This window comes from Halomonas sp. JS92-SW72 (genome assembly GCF_003547075.1).
Taxonomy (GTDB): Bacteria; Pseudomonadota; Gammaproteobacteria; order Pseudomonadales; family Halomonadaceae; genus Halomonas; species Halomonas alkalicola.
The window spans coordinates 3,866,848-3,883,177 of the sequence record NZ_CP032147.1 but is presented as its reverse complement, the minus strand read 5'-3'; the positions used below and the strand labels follow the sequence as shown (position 1 = coordinate 3,883,177).

At 64.7% G+C, this 16,330-nt stretch carries 14 protein-coding genes and 1 pseudogene; 2 read left to right on the top strand and 13 right to left on the bottom strand.

Features of this window, described 5'->3' with window-relative positions:
• Positions 1–22 precede the first annotated feature (22 nt).
• Both D1793_RS18335 and glnK read left to right on the top strand, forming a co-directional pair.
• Positions 23–1,273, top strand: coding sequence for an ammonium transporter (locus D1793_RS18335; protein WP_119023402.1), 1,251 nt, complete (start codon positions 23–25; stop codon positions 1,271–1,273).
• 147 nt (positions 1,274–1,420) lie between these two features.
• Positions 1,421–1,759, top strand: coding sequence for a P-II family nitrogen regulator (gene glnK / locus D1793_RS18330; protein ID WP_023004277.1), 339 nt, complete (start codon positions 1,421–1,423; stop codon positions 1,757–1,759).
• Positions 1,760–1,881: 122 nt separating this feature from the next.
• Here the strand turns inward: glnK and D1793_RS18325 are convergent, their stop codons facing one another.
• From D1793_RS18325 to D1793_RS18265, 13 genes and pseudogenes are all read right to left on the bottom strand, one after another.
• Positions 1,882–2,556, bottom strand: coding sequence for a sugar transferase (locus D1793_RS18325; RefSeq protein ID WP_119023401.1), 675 nt, complete (start codon positions 2,554–2,556; stop codon positions 1,882–1,884).
• Between the two features lies 1 nt (position 2,557).
• Positions 2,558–3,766 (bottom strand): ATP-grasp domain-containing protein, encoded by a 1,209-nt coding sequence (locus D1793_RS18320; protein ID WP_119023400.1) that lies wholly within the window; start codon positions 3,764–3,766, stop codon positions 2,558–2,560.
• 8 nt (positions 3,767–3,774) lie between these two features.
• Positions 3,775–4,956 (bottom strand): glycosyltransferase family 4 protein, encoded by a 1,182-nt coding sequence (locus D1793_RS18315; RefSeq protein ID WP_119023748.1) that lies wholly within the window; start codon positions 4,954–4,956, stop codon positions 3,775–3,777.
• Between the two features lie 54 nt (positions 4,957–5,010).
• Positions 5,011–6,225 carry a CDP-glycerol glycerophosphotransferase family protein gene (locus tag D1793_RS18310; protein WP_162900027.1) on the bottom strand — a complete coding sequence of 405 codons (1,215 nt, stop codon included), beginning with the start codon at positions 6,223–6,225 and terminating at the stop codon, positions 5,011–5,013.
• 80 nt (positions 6,226–6,305) lie between these two features.
• On the bottom strand, positions 6,306–7,322 hold the full coding sequence (gene galE / locus D1793_RS18305; RefSeq protein WP_119023399.1) for a UDP-glucose 4-epimerase GalE: 1,017 nt from the start codon (positions 7,320–7,322) through the stop codon (positions 6,306–6,308).
• Positions 7,323–7,400: 78 nt separating this feature from the next.
• The gene (locus D1793_RS19590; RefSeq protein ID WP_162900026.1) at positions 7,401–7,829 is read right to left on the bottom strand and encodes a hypothetical protein; all 429 of its coding nucleotides are present in this window, start codon (positions 7,827–7,829) and stop codon (positions 7,401–7,403) included.
• Between the two features lie 547 nt (positions 7,830–8,376).
• Positions 8,377–8,838, bottom strand: a complete 462-nt coding sequence (tagD, locus tag D1793_RS18295) for a glycerol-3-phosphate cytidylyltransferase (protein WP_119023397.1) — start codon at positions 8,836–8,838, stop codon at positions 8,377–8,379.
• Positions 8,839–8,968: 130 nt separating this feature from the next.
• Positions 8,969–10,243 (bottom strand): hypothetical protein, encoded by a 1,275-nt coding sequence (locus tag D1793_RS19585; RefSeq protein ID WP_162900025.1) that lies wholly within the window; start codon positions 10,241–10,243, stop codon positions 8,969–8,971.
• Positions 10,244–10,423: 180 nt separating this feature from the next.
• On the bottom strand, positions 10,424–11,743 hold the full coding sequence (locus D1793_RS18285; protein ID WP_119023395.1) for a glycerate kinase: 1,320 nt from the start codon (positions 11,741–11,743) through the stop codon (positions 10,424–10,426).
• A 222-nt stretch (positions 11,744–11,965) separates the two neighbouring features.
• A pseudogene (locus D1793_RS18280) lies at positions 11,966–12,871 on the bottom strand (2-hydroxy-3-oxopropionate reductase); the annotation flags it as partial.
• A gap of 71 nt (positions 12,872–12,942) precedes the next feature.
• Positions 12,943–13,722, bottom strand: coding sequence for a hydroxypyruvate isomerase (gene hyi / locus D1793_RS18275; protein ID WP_119023393.1), 780 nt, complete (start codon positions 13,720–13,722; stop codon positions 12,943–12,945).
• Positions 13,723–13,878: 156 nt separating this feature from the next.
• Positions 13,879–15,654, bottom strand: a complete 1,776-nt coding sequence (gene gcl, locus D1793_RS18270; RefSeq protein WP_119023392.1) for a glyoxylate carboligase — start codon at positions 15,652–15,654, stop codon at positions 13,879–13,881.
• Positions 15,655–15,833: 179 nt separating this feature from the next.
• Complete coding sequence (locus tag D1793_RS18265) at positions 15,834–16,319, bottom strand: ureidoglycolate lyase (RefSeq protein WP_119023391.1); 486 nt, start codon at positions 16,317–16,319, stop codon at positions 15,834–15,836.
• Positions 16,320–16,330: the final 11 nt, after the last annotated feature.

Here is a 16,330-nt window from a genome sequence, read left to right as displayed (position 1 = left end):
TCCTGCCTCTGGAGAGACTGCCATGAGTGAACTGACAGAGCTGAGCTATGCGCTCGATACCTTCTACTTCCTGATCTGCGGCGTGCTGGTGATGTGGATGGCCGCCGGCTTCTCGATGCTCGAGGCCGGCCTGGTCCGTTCCAAGAACACCGCCGAGATCCTCACCAAGAACATCGCGCTGTTCGCCATCGCCTGCACCATGTACCTGCTGGTGGGCTACTACATCATGTACTCGAGCCCCGAGGGCGGCATCCTGCCCAACCTGGGCTTCCTGCTGGGCGGCGAGAACAGCGTCGATGCGGTGCTGGCCGGCGGCGATGACGCCCCCTACTACTCCATGCGCGCCGACTACTTCTTCCAGGTGGTATTCGTGGCCACCGCCATGTCCATCGTTTCCGGTGCCGTGGCCGAGCGCATGAAGCTGTGGGCCTTCCTGGCCTTCGCCGTGGTGATGACCGCCGTGATCTACCCGGTTTCCGGCTTCTGGACCTGGGGCGGCGGCTGGCTCGACGCCGCCGGCTTCTCCGACTTCGCCGGCTCCGGCATCGTGCACATGGCAGGCGCCGCCGCGGCTCTCGCCGGCGTGCTGATCCTCGGCCCCCGCAAGGGCAAGTACGGCAAGGACGGCAGCATCTACGCCATCCCCGGTGCCAACCTGCCGCTGGCGACCCTGGGTACCTTCATCCTGTGGATGGGCTGGTTCGGCTTCAACGGCGGCTCCGAGCTCAAGGTCTCCGATGTGGACTCCGCCAACAACGTCGCCCAGGTGCTGGTCAACACCAACGCCGCGGCCGCCGGTGGCGTGATCGCCGCCCTGATCCTGGCCAAGCTGTGGTTCCGCAAGGCGGACCTGACCATGACCCTCAACGGCGCCCTGGCCGGCCTGGTCGCCATCACCGCCGAGCCGCTGGCCCCCTCCGCGCTGGGCGCGGCGCTGATTGGTGCCGTGGGCGGCGCCATCGTGGTGGTCTCCATCGTGGCCATGGACAAGCTGAAGATCGACGATCCGGTGGGTGCCATCTCCGTCCACGGCGTGGTGGGCATCTGGGGCCTGCTGGTGGTGCCGCTCTCCAACAGCGACGCCACCTTCGGCGCCCAGCTGCTCGGCATCGTCGGCATCTTCGCCTGGGTCTTCGTCGCCAGCCTGATCGTCTGGGTGGTGCTCAAGGCGGTGATGGGCATCCGCGTCAGCGAGGAAGAGGAGTACGAGGGCGTCGACCTGGCCGAGTGCGGCCTGGAGGCCTACCCCGAGTTCAGCGTCGCCAAGAAGTGATGGCCATGCTCACCGAGTGAAACGGCATGCTCCACCTGGCCCCTTCGGGGGCCTTTTTTCATCCCGCCCGCCGCGGTGTATGCTAGAGGGCGATCAGGCGCAAGCGGGTGGCTCGGCCACCGCACCGAACAGACGAGGAGTCCGACCATGAAACTGGTGACCGCCATCATCAAGCCCTTCAAGCTCGACGACGTGAGGGAATCCCTCTCCGAGATCGGCGTCCAGGGGATCACCGTGACCGAGGTGAAGGGGTTCGGTCGCCAGAAGGGTCACACCGAGCTCTATCGCGGCGCCGAATACGTGGTGGACTTCCTGCCCAAGGTGAAGCTGGAGGTGGCCGTGGACGACGAGATGGCCGAGAAGGTGATCGACGCCATCACCAGCGTGGCCAACACCGGCAAGATCGGCGACGGCAAGATCTTCGTCACCCCGCTGGAGCAGGTGATCCGCATCCGCACCGGCGAAACGGGCAAGGACGCGGTCTAACGCTGCCAAGCCAGCCTGAGTTCAAGGGCGATACACACAAAACCCCCGATGCCTTGAACTGCACCCCGAAAGTTGGACATCCAATCCAACCTTCGGGGTGTTTTTATGAGCAATCGGACCGATCAGTCAGACAGGACTGCCGCCTGACTTGCCGTACACAGGATTTGACAATAACTCACCAAGTCCCGGGTAAAGGACCAGTGCAGTACATAGTCGCGGTTGAGTCTGACCTTGTCGGGGAAGACCACCTCGCGGTTGAAGCGCTCGGGGTCGGCCACCCCGGCCAGCAGGGTCTCCTCGTCGCGGTACTTCAGGGTGGCGGGGCCGGTGATGCCCGGCCTGACGGAGAGGATCACCCGCCCCTCCTCCCCCAGGGCATCGGCGAAGCCCGGCACGTCGGGGCGCGGCCCCACGAAGCTCATCTGCCCGGCCAGGACGTTGAATAGCTGCGGCAGCTCATCGAGCTTGGAACGGCGCAGCCAACCGCCCAGCCGGGTGATGCGGGGGTCCCCCAGGGTAGTCACCGTCGTCCCCGGCAGCGGACGCATGGTGCGGATCTTGACGACCAGGAACGGTCGCCCCCCCCGCCCGATACGCTGCTGCAGGAAGAAGCCGGAAGCACCGGTATCCAGGCGGGCCGCCCAGGCCGTGAGCAGGATCACCGGCAGCAGCGGCACCAGCAGGGCCATCGCCAGCGCGAGGTCAAAGAGCCGCTTCACCAGGCGCTGGGTGAGGCTTGGCCCGACGCCGTGCCAGGCGAACAGGGGATCATGGTGGCGGTGGTCGAGGAGGGCCATATCAGCGCACCATTCCCGCTTCCAGCGGGTTCATGCTGTGGGTCCGAAGCCCCTTGGCCAGGTAGTAGAGCCCCTCGCCGACCAGCACCAGGGGGTCATCCCACTTGGCGTCGTCGAAGCTGTCGGCAGAGACGCCATCGGCCAGGCGCAGGGCCGCGCCAAGCCGGCCGCGCCGCGCCATGTCGAAGCGGCGGATGATGTCGCCCAGCAGCCAGCGCGCCACCACTCCCTGCCGGGCGGGGCGGAAGTGGGCCCGGGCGACGGCCGGGCCGCGGGTCTGGGCCAGGTAGAGCAGCCAGGGGAAGTTCACCCCGGCGCTGAGCGAGAGGTCGATGGAGCCCCACAGCCGAGGGTTGACCTCGATGAAGGCATGGCGTCCGGTCGCCGGGTCGTGCTTGAACTCGAGCATGGCCAGCCCGTGCCACTTGAGCCCCGCGAGCAGGCGATGGGCATCCGCCTCCATGGTCGGATGGGCGGCGCTCACCCGCAGGGTACTGGTGCCGCCGGTGGCGACTTTCTCCTGCAGCCGGCGGTGGGTGAAGGAGGCGATACGCTCGCCCTGCCAGTAGAGGCAGGAAACGCCCCAGCCATCGCCGGCCACCCGCTCCTGGACGATGGGCGTCCGAGCCGGGTCGAGCTCGAACGATGCCATCATCTCGGCCAGCGTCAGCGCGAGGGCCTCGCCGCCCCGCGAGAAACGCACCCCCTTGGAACTGTTGCCGCGACGCGCCCGCGCCACGTACTCCCGGGACGGGAGGGTGACACGGCCGGCCTCCGCCGGGGTCGCGTAGTCGACGATGGCGGCCACTGGCACGCCCTGCTCCCGCGCCAGCCGGCTCATGCGGTCCTTGTCGTTGACCAGCGCCAGGGTGGCCGCATCCACCATGGGCAGCACCAGCCCCGGCGGCAGCCGGCCGGCCTCGCGGGCCTGCACCAGGAGCTCTCCCTCCTCGTGCCCCGGCAGGAGCAGGCCGATGCCATGACGCTTGCAGAGGCCGGCCACATCGGTGACGAACCCGTCGGGGTCGCTATAGGGCGAGGCATAGCGCCCCCGCGCGTGGGCCAGTCGCGAGGCCTGGCACATGCCGATCCGCGAGGTATCGGAGACCACGACCCTGACGCCATGGCGCGCCAGCCCCCGCAGTGCCGAATAGCTGCTTCGGCACCAGCCCTGAGTCAGCAGTACGGTGGTTTCGGCTTCGTTTTGCATGACACCCCCTATGGACAAGGAGACGTTGTAATGCCCTGGCTTCCCGGGGCGTGCTCGATCTCTTGCAACTCCAGGTAATTCATCAATCGCCGATTGATCTCATCGGCATCAAATGCTTTCTCTGCCAGCTCCCGGGAGCGACAGCCCATGCTCACGATCAGGTCAGGCTGGGCAATGAATCGCTCCATCGCCTCTGCCACCGCCGCGGCGTCATGCGGCGGCACGATGAAGCCGTTCTCGCCATCACGAATTGTCTCGCGGCAGCCCGGAACATCCGTCGTGATGACGGGCCGCCCGACGGCCATCGCCTCCTGGGTACTGCGCGGCACTCCCTCCCGGTAGGAGGGCAGCACGAACACACTGCTGCTCTCCAGCCAGTCCACCACATTGGTGACCACTCCCGGGTAGATGATCACCCCGTTTCCTACCAGACGATTCATGTAGTCCAGGTCCACAGATCCCGGATTGCCGGGATCCTGCTTGCCCAGAATCACGAACTCGGCGTCCGGGTGACGCGACTTGACCATCTCGGCAGCCGCCAGGTATTCGCTGATGCCTTTTTCCTGCAGGAGCCTGCCGACAAATATGAAGCGGTTCCTGTCAGACGCCGGCCTCGAGTAGAGATACTCGTCCAGATCCAGGCCAATACCGCCAAGCACCATGACGTCCTTGACGGGAATTCGATACTTGTCGACCAGGTCTTTCCTGTCGTCAGGGTTGAGAACCACAAGTCCGTTGAGAAGGGGAAGGGAAAGACGAAACAAGGCAACCTGCGCCGCTCGGACTAGCGTTTTTTTCCAGCCATCACCCCCCGGGTGAGCGGTGAAGAAATAACCCAGGCCTTCCAGCATGCCGTACCGTCTCTCCACTCCTGCCAGCCGGGAAGTCAACGCCCCCCAGATGACAGGCTTGGAGAAGTAGCAGAACACGACATCCGGATTCAAGGACCTCAAGCGCCGATACAGATGCCAGGCATTCTTCAGATCCAGAAGAGGGTTCATTCCCCTTCTGGCGAGCAGGTAGCGCTCCGCCTCCACATTCAGCTCTTCCTTGGCTCGCCGCTTGATCTCGGGGGTCAGGTCCGCGGTCATTATTCTGACGTCATGACCCGCTTCCACCAGAGATTTCAAGAGGAGTTTCCTGAAGCCGAAGATGGAAGATGAATTGGTACCAATGAGAACGACCTTCATGCTCAACCCCTTCACAAGTGAATCGTGAGGCCACGCGTATGCCGGAGGCCCATGTCAGCCCCGGCTAAGACTCACTGCCTGACGCAGATAGTGGTCGCGTAGGTAGTTGACGACCCTCTCGCACTCCCTGCCGTCATTCATGGCGGCATGGCGAGCCGTGAAGCGAGCGAGGCGCTCGGCATGGCGACCCTCGGCAATTTCCCGCCAGGCGGCAGGCACCTGGGACCAGTCGCGGATCACCGGCCCCGGGGCGTCCTCGAGATAGTCGCCATAGACCCCGACATCGCGATAGAGATACTCCTCCAGGTCAGGGGCCATCAGGATGATCGGACGCTTGAAGCAGGCGAAGTCGAACATGAGGCTCGAGTAGTCGGTGATCAGCAGATCGACGACCGGCATCAGCTCATTGACGTCGGGAAAACGGCTCGCCGAGGCATCCACGATCCGTGACGAGCGCCGCGCCAGGTCCTCGACTCCCGTCATCCTCAGGGCGACATGGCCACGCACCAGCAGAAGCAGCCGCTCTTGCTCAAGCCAGGGCAGGAGCGCCTCGAGCCGGTTGCCCTGGGCCACGTCCAGCCCGCCCCGGCCCTGCTGCCTGAGGGTAGGGGCATAGAGCACGATCCCCTTGTAATCGCGTGGCTCGATCCCCTCGCGCCGCAGCAGCGAGGCGGCATCGGCGTGGAAGGCGGCCCAGCGCGGGTAGCCGAGCACCGGGACACGCTCGGTGGGAAGCCCATAGGCCGACGCCATTCGCTGGCGGCCCACACCCGAGGCCACCAGGACCCGCTCCGGTCCCCGCTTGCCTGGCAGAAGATGGCGCAGATAGCGGTCGAACAGCGGCGTCAGCGGCCCAAGCCGGCTGGTCCGGGCATCCCTGCCGATCCGTTTCAGGGGGGTGCCGTGCGTCAGGTTGATCAGGGCTCCCCCGACGGAGGCGTGCGCGTTGATATCCTCCGCGCTGTGGGTGACCAGGAAGAGGCGCGCCCGCAGGGAAAACCGTATGCCTGCCAGCGAATAGGCCAGCGCGGCCTCGCCGCCCTCCTCCCGTACCTGCTTCACTATGTCAGGATCATGGCTGAGCCAGACCGCACGGATGTCGGGCTCATGGTCACGCACGTGACGATAGAGATAGCGCGGGTTGTCAGCGTACTGGCGACCGAGCCAGGCACCGAACACCCAGAGCCTGTCATCGCGGGGAGACACCCAGCCGAACAGGCAGAGCGGCAGCCAGGCCATCTGCTGTACCAGACGCACAAGGTAGTTCATGGTGTTGGGCTCTCGAGATGATGGCCTGGCAACGCCGGCCAGGCGCAGGGGGCGGGCTGTCAAGCGACAGCTGACTCTGGTCAGGCGGCATAGCCTCCCGGGTTGTTCACCTGCCATCGCCAGGCATCCGCCACCATCGCGTCCAGGTCTCGCCTGGCACGCCAGCCCAGTTCACGCTGGGCCTTGCTGGCATCTGCCCAGACCTGCGCCAGATCCCCGGCCCGGCGCGGCGCGACCCGAAAGGGAATCGAACAGCCGGCGGCTCTCTCGAAGGCCTGGATCATGTCCAGGACCGAATACCCCCTGCCGGTCCCGAGATTCCACACCGACACACCGGGACGGTTGGCGATGGCCTGCATGGCTGCCAGGTGCCCCTCGACCAGGTCCATCACGTGGATATAGTCCCTGACTCCTGTGCCATCCGCGGTGGGGTAGTCATTGCCGAAGACCGACAGGGCCTCGAGCCTCCCGACTGCAACCTGCGAGATGAAGGGCACCAGGTTGTTGGGTACGCCCCGGGGGTCCTCGCCGATACATCCGCTGGCGTGGGCGCCGACGGGATTGAAGTAGCGAAGCAGCGCGATCGACCACCGCGTGTCGGCCGTCGCGAGATCCCGAAGCATCTCTTCCACCATCAGCTTGGAGCGACCATAGGGGTTGGTCGGGACACCGGTGGGCAGGCCTTCGTGGTAGGGGACACTGTCCTGTTCTCCATAGACGGTCGCCGAGGAACTGAAAATCAGTCGGCGGACCCCAGCGCTCTCCATGGCCAGGCAGAGGGTCACCGCGCCCCCCACGTTGTTGTCGTAGTAGCGGATGGGCTGCTCGATGCTCTCCCCGACCGCCTTGAGGCCGGCGAAGTGCAGCACATCGCTGATCGGATACTCCCGGAACACGCGATCCAGCAGAGTGCGGTCGCGCACATCCCCCTCGATGAACACGACATCGCGACCGGCCAGGTTCTCGACCCGCGCGATAGAGACAGCCGAACCATTGCTCAGGTTGTCCAGCACCACGACCTCCTGGCGCTGCTCGAGCAGCGCCAGCACCATGTGCGAGCCAATGTAACCGGCTCCCCCCGTCACAAGAATCGACATGAGGAGACTCCCATCGGGTGAGGAAAGAAATGAAGTGGTGAAGCAGTGATGAAGCGAGAAGCCGGGGCGACAGGCGGCTCAGGCTCCCTTGCCGCCGGCCCTCATGAGGGTCGGAAACCCATGGGGCTGGCGCCCCTCGAACACACGGTCGAAGACATCGAGCGCGTCGGGGAGTGCAATGATGCCCTGCCGAACCAGCGGCCAGTTCTCGGCCTCGGACCGATAGATCACCGATGGGCCGCGGCTGTGGGAGACATTGATCAGCGCCGGCACACTCTCCTGCCCCATGACGGAGAGGACCGAGGCCCGGTGCTGGCCGTTGGCGACCAGGAACCTGACCTCACCACCCCTGACCATGCAGTCGACCACCACATGCTGACGCTTGTACGAAAGCGAAGCCGGGGCATGCTGGCGATAGCCCTGAGCGGCAATCTGCCGATGCAGGGAGAGAAGATGCTGGATCCTCTGCTGACCGAACCAGTCGGGCTTGGGGCCCACCTGCCTCACGGCAGTCTCGCTTACCCCGGTCTTGGCGCGCAGTGGCCGCCGCCGCGGCCCGGAGGCTGACGCGAACCAGCGCAGTGCCTCGAACTGTGTCTCAGCTCCCCATGGCATGAAGTCGCTGAGCGGAGGGCTGGCGTTCAACAAGGGATGAGCAGACGCAACATCTAGCCCCAAGGATTGCGCCAATGTCGTCGGCGTCCACGAGCGCCAGTAGTGAGCCAGGCAGCTCTCCTGGTAGGAGCGACATTCACCCCGCAGGGACTGCAGCAGGCTCTGTACATAAGGGTGCAACGACTCCCTGCCATAGGCGAGGCCCGTAGGACCGAACCACCGGCAGTGGGCAAGCGGGCACGCCACGATACAGGGGCGGTTGGCATACTGGGCAAGAACCTCCGGTATGGTGATGTCCACATCCCGCAGGTCGCGACTTCGGTAGACCCCGAAGCCTGCACGAGCCAGTACCTTGATAGGTAACCGGCGGGCAGCGGCAAGCCATTCTCCCGTGTTTGGCATAGGACTCACCAAGCGAGCAAAGAAAGAGGGATCACGACTATCCAAAGTCCTTGCGTAACTGTTCTATAACATCGAAAGCACGGAGGATGTCCTCTCGAGAAACGTTGCAGAAACGACTCAGTGAGCGTTTCAGCTCGGTAGTAGAGACGCCTTCGGTTCTCGGCAGGTAGACGACCTCGCAATAGGCTGAAAGAAAATCAAACTCCCCAGCCCAATCGTCCCCCATGGCAAAGGTGTTCACCTGATAGCGTTGTACATCAACGACCTTCTGATCCCAGGAGGATTCAGGTATCACTTCATCGACATACCGGATGTTACGTACGATCTCGGCACGCTGCTCAAAGGGTATAAGGGTGCGCTTGCCTTTCCCGGCATTGAACTCGTCAGTTGATACCGCAACGACAAGCCGGTCGCCCAGCTCGGAAAGGCGACGGAGCAGGTTGAGATGTCCGATATGAAACATATCGAACGTGCCATAGGTAATCACTGTCCTGGTCATTTTTTATTCTCCGATAAAAATTGGCCATCAGGCCTAAAGGGGAGTGAAACGGGAGGCAAGCCATTACCTGATGAATTACGACACCAGCAAGATTACGAAGGGTGAAGAAAATATGGCCACATTAGAGAGATCAACGAAAATGAAACTTCCTCATTGGCAAGGAGAGAGCCTTTCTTCGAGCGTTGTTCACGGAAAAGTACAGAAAGGTAACCCCTCTGACGAGATGAAGGACTACTTTAGGATAATCATTCACGCAGAAATAAAGCGGGAGTCCAGTATATCGAAACCACCGCCTTCGATATAGCGAACGATTGTTCTTCCACTGGGGTAAATCACCCTTGAAATCATCAGGCGCAGAATACCAAGCAAAATTCCCATCCAGCTCCTTCGACGCCCCATCCACCTTTTGAAGGAACTCAAAATCAATTACTTTAAGACCACTGGAAGAATCGAAGAGAACATTCTTAGGACTAAAGTCAACACACTCATAGCCACGCTCTCTGTAATAAATAATGACATTCTTCATTCTTTCTATTGCCCAGATCGGAAGATAAGGATTGCCATGGAAAAGAGGACGGATGCGTGAAATATTGTCAATAGAGCCATCATAAAACTCCATTACAATATAATTATCACCTACTTCAAGCATGCGCGAAACTTCACTCAGTCCGGCACCGACCTGGCGAGCCACTACCTCCCTCTCAAGGTAATGCTCCCTGCCTTCCTTGAAGGTCTTGCAGATGGCTTTTCTTCCATGATATTCAATTAATTCCACCTTGGCCCGGCGGGCATGGTTACTTAAATCACACACGACGAAAAATGGCGTCATGAACTTTGAGAATTTTCTGGCCGCCTCGCCTTCGACAAATGGAATGGATTCTGAATTAATAATATTGAGATAGCAGAGTGCCTGGTGAGCATTATCTGACGAGTGGATGATATTGCACTTTTTATGCGATGGCACGCTACTATTGTATCTATCGCGTATTCTTATCTTCGCGATCGAAATTCGCTCATTGTCCAGCCCGGGATGCTCCTTGGCAGTTTCAGGGCTGACTCGAAGAGGCCGTGCATCATAGACAACAAAATAGTATACTGGGAAGCCGCCGCTCTTAGGCCAGGGTCCCTTCCCCCAGTTCCCTCCCCTGATGCCGGAGACCGTCTCACTGACCCTATCGTCAGGTATCCGGCCTTCCAGCACATTATCGAAGCCTTGATCAAAGAGCATCTGCCTGATGGAATCGAGATGCTCCACACCTTCCTCCCTGACAAGAAATACAGACAGCCCGCTGAGATAGTCTTGAACATCAACTGCCTCAGAGTGCAGAACATCATTAACCCACTCATTTTTAGAAGAGATCTTCTCCAAGGTGTCATGGGCCGGCTTCCAGCCTGCCCCACTCAATATCCTGTCCAACCCTTCGAGAGTAGGTGTCGGGTCCCGTGTGATTGATTACCCGCTTGGTAAATAACTCTGGTCGCTTGGCCTGCCACAGCACGCCCTCGCGGTCGCTGGCCGGGCCCAGGGTGGCAACGATCTTGGTGCGGCGGATGGGGTCATGGATGGGGGCGTGGGGGGGAAGCGTCATGGTGTCCTCGGCAAGACCAGAATGGCACGGAAATCGTTGACATTGGTGCGCGTCGGCCCGGTCACGATCAGCCGGTCGAGCGCGTTGAAGAAAGTATACGCGTCATTGCGTGACAGGTAATCGCGCGCCTCGAGACCGAGCGCCTCGGCCCGCTGCCAGTCGTCGGGCCCGAACAGGGCACCGGCGTTGTCCTCGGAGCCGTCGATGCCGTCGGTGTCGATGGCCAGGGCGTGAATGCCCTCGGCCCCGCGCAGGGCCTCGAGGAGCCCGAGGAGATACTCGACGTTGCGCCCGCCGCGGCCGTGGCCCGTGACGGTGACGCTGGTCTCGCCGCCGGAGAGCAGCAGCAGCGGCCTGTCCCGCGGCACGTCGCGCAGGGAGAGCGCCAGGCGCGCCTGGGCGCGGCCCAGTTCGCGGGCCTCGCCCTCCAGGTCATCGCCGAGCAGGCGCACCTCGACCCCGGCCGCCTCGGCGGCGGCGCGGGCGGCCTCGAGGGCGTCCGCGGCGCGCGCCAGCACCCGGGTCTCGTCACGGGCGAAGCCGGGGTCGTCGGCGGACGGGGCATCGCAGGTCTGTCCCAGGCGGTCACGGACGCTTGCCGGCACCCGGATCGCATGGCGCTCGAGAATCGCCAGGGCCTCGGCCGGCGTGGAGCCATCGGGCAGGGTCGGGCCGGAGGCGACCAGGGAGGGCGCGTCGCCCGGCACGTCGGAGATCAGCCAGGTGACGACCCGGGCCGGATGGGCGGCCACCGCGAGCCGGCCGCCCTTGATGGCGGAGAGGTGGCGGCGCACGGTATTGATCTCGCGGATCGGCGCCCCGCAGCGCAGCAGCGCCCGGTTGATCGCCTGCTTCTCGGCCAGGCTGACGCCCAGGGCCGGCTGGCTCATCAGCGCCGAGCCGCCGCCGGAGATCAGCGCGATGACGAGGTCCTCCTCGCCGAGCTCGCCCACCGCCTCGAGCATGCGCCGGGCGGCCCGCTCGCCCAGGTCGTCAGGCATGGGGTGGGAGGCCTCGAGCACCTCAATGCGCTCGCAGGCAGTGCCATGGCCGTATCGGGTCACCACCAGACCCGAGAGCGGGGCCTCGGGATAGCGAGCCCGCCAGGCGCGCTCCAGGGCGGCGGCCATGGCGGCGGCGGCCTTGCCGGCGCCCACCACCAGAGTGCGCCCGGCGGGCGGCTCGGGCAGCTGCCCTTCGAGCAGGGCATCGGGATGCACCGCCGCCACGGCGGTGTCGGCCAGCTCGCGCAGCCAGGCGAGGGGATCGGCCTCGCAGGCCAGCAGCAGTGTCTCCGGGGATGAGATCGCGGTCATGGGCGCTCCTCGCGGCGGGCCGGCGTCGACGGGGCCACCGCCGGCGGAAGAATACGGGAAGGAATTCGGGGGTCAAAAAGGCCCGGCGGCGGGCGGGGCTGCCCCGCCGCCGGGCAAGGCCGCCTCTCGGCGGCCGCGAGGCAGACGACGACCCGACGCCTGCCTCAGGGAGCAGTCACCTCCCTGTCGCCGCCGGCCCGTCAGCCGGGCCGGCGAACCGACTCATGCCTGGCCGATCTCATGGTTGGCCAGAGTCTCCAGCGCGCGCAGGATGCCGGCGTGATCCCAGTCGGCGCCGCCCTGGGCGGCGCAGGCCTGGAACAGCTGCTGCGCGTTGGCGGTGCCGGGCAGCGCCAGGTCGAGGCTGCGCGCCCCTTCGAGTGCCAGGTTGAGGTCCTTCTGGTGCAGCCGGATGCGGAAGCCCGGGTCGAAGGTGCGCTCGATCATGCGCGCGCCGTGGACGTCGAGGATCTTCGACTGGGCGAGGCCGCCGAGCAGCGACTCGCGCACCTTGGCCACATCGGCACCGGCCTTGGAAGCGAACAGCAGCCCCTCGGCCACCGCCTCGATGGTCAGGGCCACCACGATCTGATTGGCCACCTTGCAGGTCTGGCCGGCGCCGTGACCGCCGATATGGGTGATGGTCTTGCCCATCACCTCCAGGATCGGGCGGGCGCGCTCGAAGCCCTCGTCGGTAGCGCCCACCATGATGGTCAGGGCCGCATTGATGGCCCCACCCTCGCCACCGGAGACCGGAGCGTCGACGTACTCGCCGCCCGCCTCATGGATGCGCCTGGCGAAGCCCTGGGTCGCGATGGGGGCGATGGAGCTCATGTCGATCACCAGGGTGCCGGGCTTGAGCCCCTCGATGACGCCGCCCTCGCCGAACAGCACCTCCTCGACGTCCGGGGTATCCGGCACCATGGTGATGATCACCTCGGCCTCGGCGGCCACCGCCGCGGGGCTATCGAGCTCGCGCAGGCCCTTATCGGCCAGGGTGGAGTCCAGCGTGCCGCGCCTGACGCTCACGACCTCGTGTCCGGCGTCCAGCAGGTGGCCCGCCATGGGGCGGCCCATGATGCCGAGGCCAATAAATCCGATCTTGCTCATCGTCACTCTCCTCTTGTCGTTGTCATCCTGGCTAGAAGGCTACTTACCGCGCGAGGCTGTTCCGGCGCCTCTCGCTATGAACGGGGAACTCAGCTCCGTACCGCGTCCAGCCAGCCCAGCCCTTCCTCGGTGCGGCCGGCCGGCTTGTACTCGGCGCTGATCCAGCCGTCGTAGCCCAGCCGGTCCAGATGGGCGAACAGGAAGGGGTAGTGGATCTCGCCGGTACCGGGTTCGTGGCGGCCGGGGTTGTCGGCGATCTGCACGTGGGCGATGCGCGCGAGGTGCTTCTCCATGGTCGGCGCCAGGTCCCCTTCCATGATCTGCATGTGGTAGATGTCGTACTGCAGCTTGAGGTTGTGGCTGCCCGCCTCGTCGAAGATGGCGAGCGCCTGCTCGGTGCGGTTGAGGAAGAAGCCGGGGATGTCGCGGGTGTTGATCGGCTCGGCGATCAGCAGGATGCCGGCGGCCGCGAGCTTCTCGGCGGCGAAGCGCAGGTTCCCCACCAGGGTGGCGCGGGCCTCCTCGTCGCTGACGCCTTCCGGCTGGATGCCGGCCAGGCAGTTGACCTGGGTATTGCCGAGCACCCGGGCGTAGGCGATGGCCCGCTCGACGCCCTCGCGGAACTCCTCGACGCGATCCGGATGACAGGCGATGCCACGCTCCCCGGCGGCCCAGTCGCCGGCCGGCAGGTTGAAGAGCACCTGGGTCAGGCCGTTGACGTCCAGGCGCTGCTTGATCTCCTCGGCCGGGTAGTCATAGGGGAAGAGATACTCCACCCCCTGGAAGCCGGCCCGGGCGGCGGCCGCAAAACGGTCGAGAAACTCCACCTCGGTGAACAGCATGCTGAGGTTGGCGGCAAACTTGGGCATGGGAAACTCCTTGGGTCGCTATAGTTGTCCGGGCTTGTCTGGCGACAGGCCTGCTCGGAGGCGCTGTGAACCCCTCCCTGGGCGCTACCGACGCCATCCCTGGCGTAGGACCTCCTCTCTGGCCTGCCCCCAGCGCCCTTTGATGAGGCGAAAGATTCAAACGAGGGCGGCGATGGAGGTGGGCGCATCCTCGACGTTCTCGGCCAGGGCCTCGAACTCGTTGATGCCGTCCAGGTCGGTGCCCATGGCGATGTTGGTCACCCGTTCCAGGATCACCTCCACCACCACCGGCACGCGGTGCTCGGCGATCAGGCGGCGGGCCTCTTCCAGCGCCGGGGCGATCTCCTCGGGCCGGGTGACGCGCAGCGCCTTGCAGCCCAGCCCCTCCACCACCGAGACATGGTCCACCCCGTAGCCGTTGATCTCCGGGCAGTTGATGTTCTCGAAGGAGAGCTGCACGCAGTAGTCCATGTCGAAGCCGCGCTGGGCCTGGCGAATCAACCCCAGGTAGGAGTTGTTCACCAGCACGTGGATCCAGGGCAGGTTGAACTGGGCGCCGGCGGCCAGCTCCTCGATCATGAACTGGAAATCATAGTCGCCGGAGAGGGCGACCACCTCGGCCTCCGGGTCGGCGCGCCGCACTCCCAGGGCCGCCGGGATGGTCCAGCCCAGCGGTCCCGCCTGGCCGCAGTTGATCCAGTGGCGCGGCTGGTAGACGTGCAGGAACTGGGCCCCGGCGATCTGCGACAGCCCGATGGTGCTGACGTAGCGGGTGTTGCGGCCGAAGACGCGGTTCATCTCCTCGTAGACCCGCTGGGGCTTGACCGGCACGTTGTCGAAGTGGGTCTTGCGCAGCAGGGTGCGCTTGCGCTCCTGGCACTCCTCCGCCCAGCGGCCACGGCGCTTGAGCCGGCCGGCCGCGTCGAGCTCGCGGGCCACCTCGATGAAGAGTTCGAGCGCCGCCCGGGCGTCGGAGACGATGCCGTAGTCCGGCCCGAAGATGCGCCCGATCTGGGTCGGCTCGATGTCCACGTGCACGAAGGTGCGGCCCCTGGTGTAGGTCTCGACGCTTCCGGTGTGGCGATTGGCCCAGCGGTTGCCGATGCCCATCACGAAGTCCGCGGCAAGCAGGGTGGCGTTGCCGTAGCGGTGGGAGGTCTGCAGCCCCACCATGCCGGCCATCAGCGGATGGTCGTCGGGGATGGCGCCCCAGCCCATCAGGGTCGGGATCACCGGCACCCCGGTGAGTTCGGCGAACTCGAGCAGCAGATCGCTGGCGTCGGCGTTGAAGATGCCGCCGCCGGCCACAATCAGCGGGCGCTCGGCCGCCTGCAGCATCGCGATGGCCTTCTCGGCCTGGGCCCGGGTGGCCCGGGGCTTGAAGGCGGGCAGCGGCTCGTAGGTGTCGGGGTCGAACTCGATCTCGCTCATCTGCACGTCGATGGGCAGATCGATCAGCACCGGGCCCGGGCGGCTGGAGCGCATCAGGTGGAAGGCCTGCTGGAAGACGCGCGGCACCTGGGCCGGCTCCAGCACGGTGACCGCCCACTTGGTGACGGGACCGGCGATCGCCTGGATATCCACCGCCTGGAAGTCCTCCTTGTGCATCCGGGCACGGGGCGCCTGGCCGGTGATGCAGAGGATCGGGATGGAGTCGGCGCTGGCCGAATAGAGCCCGGTGATCATGTCGGTGCCGGCGGGGCCGGAGGTGCCGATGCACACCCCGATGTTGCCGGCCTTCGTCCGGGTATAGCCCTCGGCCATGTGGGAGGCGCCCTCGACGTGGCGGGCGAGGATATGGTCGATGCCCCCCACCTGGCGCAGGGCAGCGTAGAAGGGGTTGATGGCGGCGCCGGGCACCCCGAAGGCGACCTCGATGCCTTCCTTCCTGAGAACGTGAACGGCGGCTTCTGCAGCGGTCATGCGAGCCATGACGGGATCCTCCAGTGAGGGATTTTGTTTTTGGAAAATCATTTTGTATACCGAGATTAGGCCGCCACCCCACCCCCGTCAAGAATAAATGGAAAATATTTTCAAAATATTGATAGGCATGAAAATACCCAAGCGGCGTCAACCACTTGGGCATGAAAATCAGGCCAGATACGTGGCGCTCAGAGGGTGATGCGCAGCGCCAGCGGATGCTCGTCGCAGTTGTTCCCCTCGCCGCCGCGATCGACGACGAGAAACTCCCCTTCCCGCTCCAGCACCGACTGGATGGCGTGCCAGGTGCCGGCGCGGTAGTTGACCCCCTGGCGGCCGTCGGTGACGAAGGCGCGCACCTCGGCGGGATCGATGGTCTCGCCCGGCGGCGCCACGACCACCACAAACCTTTCTTCATGGAGCGGCATGAAGGCCTGGCTGCCCAGGGGATGGCGCTCCAGGAAGTCGAGTTCCAGGGGGAGCGTCACCGGCTGGCTGACGAAGAGGCTGATCAGCGTCCGCGCGCCCTCCCCCAGGGTCTCGACCGTCGCCAGGTCGTGGTGGCGCCGGGTGCGCCCGGCGTTGATGGGAAACCACTCCGACGCCCGGGCGTCGATCACCTCGCCGAAGGGGGCGAAGGCCTCGGCGGTCAGCGGTTCGGCTTTCAGTTCCAGCATGTTCTTGTATC